3 protein-coding genes and 1 pseudogene are annotated in these 7,107 nt (G+C 63.2%); 2 read left to right on the forward strand and 2 right to left on the reverse strand.

Features of this window, described 5'->3' with window-relative positions; all coding sequences use genetic code 11:
• Both M653_RS01000000134110 and M653_RS0130780 read right to left on the reverse strand, forming a co-directional pair.
• Positions 1 to 246: transposase (locus M653_RS01000000134110; RefSeq protein ID WP_032936545.1), on the reverse strand; the 246-nt coding region annotated here is incomplete at its 3' end.
• Positions 247 to 344: 98 nt separating this feature from the next.
• Positions 345 to 1,397: a low specificity L-threonine aldolase gene (locus M653_RS0130780; protein WP_027146735.1), complete on the reverse strand. Its 1,053-nt coding sequence runs from the start codon at positions 1,395 to 1,397 to the stop codon at positions 345 to 347.
• Positions 1,398 to 1,887: 490 nt separating this feature from the next.
• On the opposite strand from M653_RS0130780, the gene gltB reads away from it, so the two are divergent.
• The gene (gene gltB, locus M653_RS0130785) at positions 1,888 to 6,621 is read left to right on the forward strand and encodes a glutamate synthase large subunit (protein WP_027146736.1); all 4,734 of its coding nucleotides are present in this window, start codon (positions 1,888 to 1,890) and stop codon (positions 6,619 to 6,621) included.
• A 142-nt stretch (positions 6,622 to 6,763) separates the two neighbouring features.
• Positions 6,764 to 7,107: pseudogene (gltD, locus tag M653_RS01000000134115) on the forward strand (glutamate synthase); the annotation flags it as partial.

A 7,107-nucleotide genomic window follows, 5' to 3' on the forward strand; every position in this document is an offset into this window, starting at 1 on the left:
CTCGCGCACCAACTGCCGTTCCGAGCGAACCCCGAACAGGTAGCCGATGAACAGCGCCTTGAACATCAAGGTCGGATCGAGCGGCGGCCGGCCATTGTCGGCGCAGTACAGCGGCGCCGTCAGCTCGTGGATAAAGGAAAAGTCGATCACGCGGTCGATCTTGCGCAACAGATGATCAGCCGGAACAAGCTGATCCAACGTCACCATCTCGAGCGCGGTCTGTTCAGGGGCGGGTCGCTTCAACATGACCCAGTGAATCAAAAACCCTAGGCAAAAGCCAGGGGTTTGTCAGCAGTCTGAAGCGGCGCCGAAAGGCGCCGCTTTTTTGTTGTCGCGAAGGCTGATTATCGCGCGATCAGCTGGCCAAAGCGGTCGACTTCCTCCGAGGTCGTCGCAAAGCTGGTGACGAAGCGATAGAGCAGTTCGTCCTCGCCGATATGGCCGTCGAAGCCGTGCGGCCTGTGCCAGTCATAGAAGGCCGCGCCCGCCGCCTGCAGCTTCTCGGCTTCCGTCGTCTTGATCACCGCGAAGACTTCGTTGGCCTGCGGCAGCCAGGCAAGCTTTGCCGTGGCCGAATCCTCGATCGCGGCCGCCAGGCGCGCGGCCATGACGTTGGCATGCCTGGCGGTGTCGAGCCACAGCCCGTCCTTGAAATAGGCTTCGAACTGCGCCGCGACGAAACGCGACTTCGAAAAAAGCTGTGCCGCACGCTTGCGCAGGAAAGCCAATTCCTTGGCGCGGTCGAGATCGAACAGCACGATCGCCTCGGCGCACCAGCAGCCGTTCTTGGTGCCGCCGAAGGATAGGATGTCGACGCCGCGTTTCCAGGTCATTTCAGCCGGCGTGGTGTCGAGCGCGACCAGCGCATTGGCGAAGCGGGCGCCGTCCATGTGCAGCGGCACGGAATGGTGTTTGGCGATCGCCGCAATCGCGGCAATGTCGTCCAGGCCATAGATCGTGCCGACCTCGGTCGACTGGGTGATCGAGACGGCCATCGGCCGGCCCCAATGGACCACCTCGCCGGCGAAACGGCCGATCGCCTTGTCCAGATTGTATGGCTCGATCTTGCCCAGCGGGCCGTCGACGGCGTGAAGCCGCGAGCCGCCGGAAAAATATTCCGGCGCGCCGCACTCGTCCTCGATGATATGCGATTCGCGGTGGGCGAAGGAAATGCCGCCGGGCTTGTTATAGGCCGTCAGCGACAGCGAATTGGCGGCGGTGCCGGTCGCCACGAAGAACACGGCCACTTCGCGCTCGAAAATCTCGCTGAAGCGCTGATAGACGGTTTGGTCGAGGGCACCATCGCCATAGGCGGTCGAAAAGCCGGCGGTATGGGCCGAAAGGCCGGCTGCAATGCTTGGGTGGGCGCCTGCCCAATTGTCGGAAGCGAAGAACATGCGTCTGCCTGTGCTGGGGAAATCGCCGGGACCTTGGCCGGTTTCATGACCCGCCCGCAAGAGCCAGACACAAGAAAACGGGTAAAGCCAGCGTCGGGCTCGCGGCGTCTTCAGAGACCGAAGCTTACGTTTTGCAACCGCCTAACGAAATTTTGTGTCGCTGCGCGGCCAATTTTTTTGTGAATCGGTCTTGTATGGGTCCTGGATTTCTGTCATAAAAATTTAGGACAGTAGTGCTGTCTTATTTTGTCGCACAAAACAGGCTGGATTGGCGTATCGTTTAGGCCACTCCGGCTTTTGCCGCGAGCGACAGGTGGACGGACCAGCTCTGGCCTGTACGATACCGGATGTGAACCAGCGGCGCGCCGCTTGGTTCGGCGATTTCGCAAGACGTGCCGCGAGGATGAAGGGCGAGCTCAAGTGCTCGCCAAGGCAAACCAGCGCCCCCAGGCTGACCAAGGCCAAGTGGCGCGGAACGGAGGATAGGACGATGACGGAATTGACGCTCTCTGCGACGAACGGCCAGGCCGCGCAGACGAAAGCGGCCGCCGTCAAAAATACCTCCACCAAAAATCGCGCGACCACCGGCGGCCTCACCGCCCAGGGACTCTACGATCCGCGCAACGAACATGACGCCTGCGGTGTCGGCTTCATCGTCAACATGAAGGGCGTGAAGTCGCATCAGATCGTCAAGGACGGGCTTGCGGTGCTCGAGAACCTGACGCATCGCGGCGCCGTCGGTGCCGATCCGCTGGTCGGCGATGGCGCCGGCGTGCTGGTGCAGCTTCCGGATCTTTTTTTCCGTGAGGAGATGGCGGCCCAAGGGATCGATCTGCCACCGGTAGGCCAGTATGGCGTCGGACACTGGTTCATGCCGCAGGATGCCGTCCTTCGCACCCATGTCGAAGAGATCATCGCGGAATCGGCGCAGTCCGAAGGGCTGCCGCTACTGGGATTCCGTGACGTGCCCGTCGACAATTCGTCGCTGTCGAAGGCGGCTGACATCGTCGCGTCCGAGCCTTTCCACCGCCAGGTCTTCATCGGCCGCACGGCTGATATCACCGATGACGAGGAATACGAGGCCAGGCTCTATCTGCTGCGCAAGGTCATCTCGGGCCGCATCTACGCCGAGAACGACAACAAGGATATCGGCGCCTATTGCGTGTCGCTGTCGGCGCGCACCATCGTCTACAAGGGCATGTTCCTGGCCTATCAGGTCGGCGCCTACTACAAGGACCTGACCGATCCGCGTTTCGAGACCGCGCTGATCCTCGTCCACCAGCGCTTCTCGACCAACACCTTCCCGTCGTGGAAGCTGGCGCATCCCTACCGCATGGTCGCGCATAATGGCGAAATCAACACCGTGCGCGGCAACAACAACTGGATGGCGGCCAGACAGGCGTCGGTCGATTCCGAACTGTTCGGCAACAACATCTCGAAGCTCTGGCCGATCTCCTATGACGGCCAGTCCGATACGGCGTGCTTCGACAACGCGCTCGAGTTCCTGTTCCAGGGCGGCTACAGCCTCAGCCACGCCATGATGATGCTGATCCCGGAAGCCTGGGCCGGCAACAAGCTCATGGATGCCGACCGCAAGGCTTTCTACGAGTACCATGCGGCGTTGATGGAGCCGTGGGACGGCCCGGCGGCGGTCGCTTTCACCGACGGACGCCAGATCGGCGCCACGCTCGACCGCAATGGATTGCGCCCGGCACGCTACATTGTCACCGATGACGACCGCGTCATCATGGCTTCGGAAGCCGGCGTGCTGCCGGTGCCGGAGGAAAAGATCGTCCAGAAGTGGCGGCTGCAGCCCGGCCGCATGCTTCTGATCGACCTGGCCAAGGGCCGCATCGTCCCCGACGAGGAGATCAAGTCGGAGATCGCGACCAAGCACCCGTACAAGACCTGGCTTGGCAACACGCAGCTCATCCTGGAAGATTTGAAGCCGGTCGAGCCCCGCGCGCTGCGCAAGGATGTCAGCCTGCTCGATCGCCAGCAGGCGTTCGGCTACACCCAGGAAGACACCAAGCTGTTGATGTCGCCGATGGCGACCACCGGCCAGGAAGCGGTGGGCTCGATGGGCACCGACACGCCGATCTCGGCGATGTCGGACAAGTCGAAGCTGCTCTACACCTATTTCAAGCAGAATTTCGCCCAGGTCACCAACCCGCCGATCGACCCGATCCGCGAGGAGCTGGTGATGAGCCTGGTGTCCTTCATCGGACCGCGCCCGAACATCTTCGACCTGGTCGGCAATTCGCGCCGTAAGCGCCTCGAGGTGCGCCAGCCGATCCTGACCAATGGCGACCTCGAGAAGATCCGCTCCATCGGCCACACCGAGGACCGTTTCGACACCAAGACGATCGACATCACCTATGGGTCGAGCGAGGGTGCTGCCGGCATGCAGGGCGCCGTCGAACGTCTGTGCGAGCGGGCCGAAGCGGCGGTCGCCGGCGGCTACAACATCATCATCCTGTCCGACCGCCAGCTCGGGCCGGACCGCATCGCCATCCCGGCACTGCTGGCGACGGCCGCCGTGCACCACCACCTGATCCGCAAGGGACTGCGCACCGCGGTCGGCCTGGTCGTCGAATCCGGCGAGCCGCGCGAGGTGCATCATTTCTGCTGCCTCGCCGGCTATGGCGCGGAAGCGATCAATCCCTATCTCGCCTTCGACACGCTGCTCGACATGCACAAGCGCGGCGAACTGCCGGAAGAGGTCGACGCCTATGAAGTGGTGTCGCGCTACATCAAGTCGATCGGCAAGGGCATCCTCAAGGTGATGTCCAAGATGGGCATCTCGACCTATCAGTCCTATTGCGGCGCGCAGATATTCGACGCTATCGGGCTGAAGTCGGATTTCGTGCAGCAATACTTCACCGGCACCGCGACGCTGATCGAAGGCGTTGGGCTGGATGAGGTCGCAGGCGAAACCGTCAGCCGCCACACGGACGGTTTCGGCAGCGATCCGGTGCTGCGCAACAGCCTGGAGGTCGGCGGCGAATATCTGTTCCGCATGCGCGGCGAGGCGCATATGTGGTCGCCCGACGCGGTCGCCACCTTGCAGCATGCGGTGCGCCAGGGATCGTGGGAGACGTTCAAGGACTATTCGGCGCAAATCGACAGCGAGACGGCCCGCGCCCAGACCATCCGCGGCCTGTTCAAGATCAAGCTGGCGGGTGAGACCGGCCGCACGAAGGTCGCACTCGACGACGTGATGCCGGCGGCCGACATCGTCAAGCGCTTCTCGACCGGGGCGATGTCGTTCGGCTCGATTTCCAGGGAAGCGCACACCACGCTGGCGCGCGCCATGAACCAGATCGGCGGCAAGTCGAACACCGGTGAAGGCGGCGAAGAGGCTGATCGTTACCTGCCGCTGCCTGGCGGCGGCAAGAATCCGGAACGCTCGGCGATCAAGCAGGTCGCTTCGGGACGGTTCGGCGTGACTGCGGAATATCTCGTCAACTCCGACATGATGCAGATCAAGGTCGCGCAAGGCGCCAAGCCCGGCGAGGGCGGCCAGTTGCCAGGTCACAAGGTCGACGCCACCATCGCCAAGGTGAGGCACTCGACGCCTGGCGTCGGCCTGATCTCGCCGCCACCGCACCACGACATCTACTCGATCGAGGATCTGGCGCAGCTGATCTACGATCTGAAGAACGTCAATCCGGCGGCCGACGTGTCGGTCAAGCTGGTGTCGGAAGTCGGTGTCGGCACGGTCGCGGCGGGCGTCGCCAAGGCGCGCGCCGACCACATCACCATTTCGGGCTATGATGGCGGCACCGGCGCGTCGCCGCTGACCTCGCTCAAGCATGCCGGCAGCCCGTGGGAAATGGGTCTTGCCGAGACGCACCAGACGCTGGTGCTGAACGGCCTGCGCTCACGCGTGGCGCTGCAGGTCGATGGCGGCCTGCGCACCGGGCGCGACGTCATCATCGGCGCGCTGCTCGGCGCCGACGAGTTCGGCTTCTCGACCGCGCCGCTGATCGCGGCCGGCTGCATCATGATGCGCAAGTGCCACCTCAACACCTGCCCGGTCGGTGTGGCGACGCAGGACCCGGTGCTGCGCAAGCGCTTCAAGGGCACGCCCGAGCACGTCATCAACTTCTTCTTCTACGTGGCTGAAGAGGTGCGGACGCTGCTCGCCGAGATGGGCTTCACCCATATCGACCAGATCATCGGCGACGCCGACCTTCTGGAAAAGCGCGACGTGATCCAGCACTGGAAGGCGCGCGGGCTCGACTTCTCGAAGATGTTCTACAAGCCCGATGCGCCGCATGAAGCGGCGCACTGGACCGAACGGCAGAAGCATCCGATCGATGATGTGCTCGACCGCAAGCTGATCGAACTGGCCAGGCCCGCGCTGGAGACCAAGCAGCCGGTCAAGATCGAAGTCGACATCCGCAATGTCGACCGCTCGACGGGCGCCATGCTGTCGGGTGAGGTGGCCAAGCGCTTCAGGCACAAGGGCCTGCGCGAGGACACGATCCAGGTCAAGCTCACCGGAACCGCGGGGCAGTCCTTCGGCGCTTTTCTGGCGCGCGGCATCTCGTTCGAGCTCGTCGGTGCCGGCAACGACTATGTCGGCAAGGGCCTGTCGGGCGGACGCATCGTCATCCGGCCGCCGCAAGAGGCCAGGATCGTCGCGGCCGACTCCATCATCGTCGGCAACACGGTGCTCTATGGCGCGACCGAGGGCGAGGCCTATTTCGCCGGCGTAGCGGGCGAGCGTTTCGCCGTGCGCAATTCGGGCGTGGCAGCCGTCGTCGAAGGCGTTGGCGACCATGGCTGCGAATACATGACCGGCGGCGTCGTCGTCGTCATCGGCAAAACCGGCCGCAACTTCGCCGCCGGCATGTCGGGCGGTGTCGCCTATGTGCTGGACGAGGCCGGCGATTTCGCCGAGCGCTGCAACATGGCCATGGTCGAACTGGAGCCGGTTCCGGAAGAAGACGACCTCATGGAAAAGCTGCTGCACCATGGCGGCGACCTCGATCACAAGGGTCGCGTCGACGTGTCGGGCGACATGACCAGCCATGACGAGGAGCGGCTGTACCAACTGATCTCGAACCACGTGCATTATACGGGTTCGGTGCGCGGCCGCGAGATCCTCGACGACTGGACAATCTTCCGGCCGAAATTCCGCAAGATCATGCCGGTCGAATACCGCCGCGCGCTGATCGAGATGGAACGCATGCGCATGGGCGTCGCGGCCGAATAGATTTTTGAGAATTGCCGGGGAGCCCAGGCTTCCCGGCCCCTTTCATCGACAGTTTGACCTCGGGCTCAAGGTTGCCATGGCTGCCTCAAGAGGTTAACGGGTGCGGCGAAAACCGCACCATCTGGACAGCAGGAACTGGACTATGGGCAAGGTAACAGGCTTTCTCGAAATCGACCGGCAGGTGCACAAGTACCAGCCAGCCTCGGACCGCATTCGGCACTTTCGCGAGTTCACGCTGCCGATGTCGGACAAGGAGGTCGAGAAACAGGCCGCGCGCTGCATGGATTGCGGCATTCCGTTCTGCCACGGGCCGACGGGCTGCCCGATCCACAACCAGATCCCCGACTGGAACGACCTCGTCTACAACAGGGACTGGGACAACGCGATCCGCAACCTGCACTCGACCAACAATTTCCCGGAGTTCACCGGCCGCATCTGTCCGGCACCCTGCGAGGAAGCCTGCACGCTCAACCTCGAGGACATTCC

This window comes from Mesorhizobium sp. WSM3626, assembly GCF_000513935.1.
Classification (GTDB): domain Bacteria; phylum Pseudomonadota; class Alphaproteobacteria; order Rhizobiales; family Rhizobiaceae; genus Mesorhizobium; species Mesorhizobium salmacidum.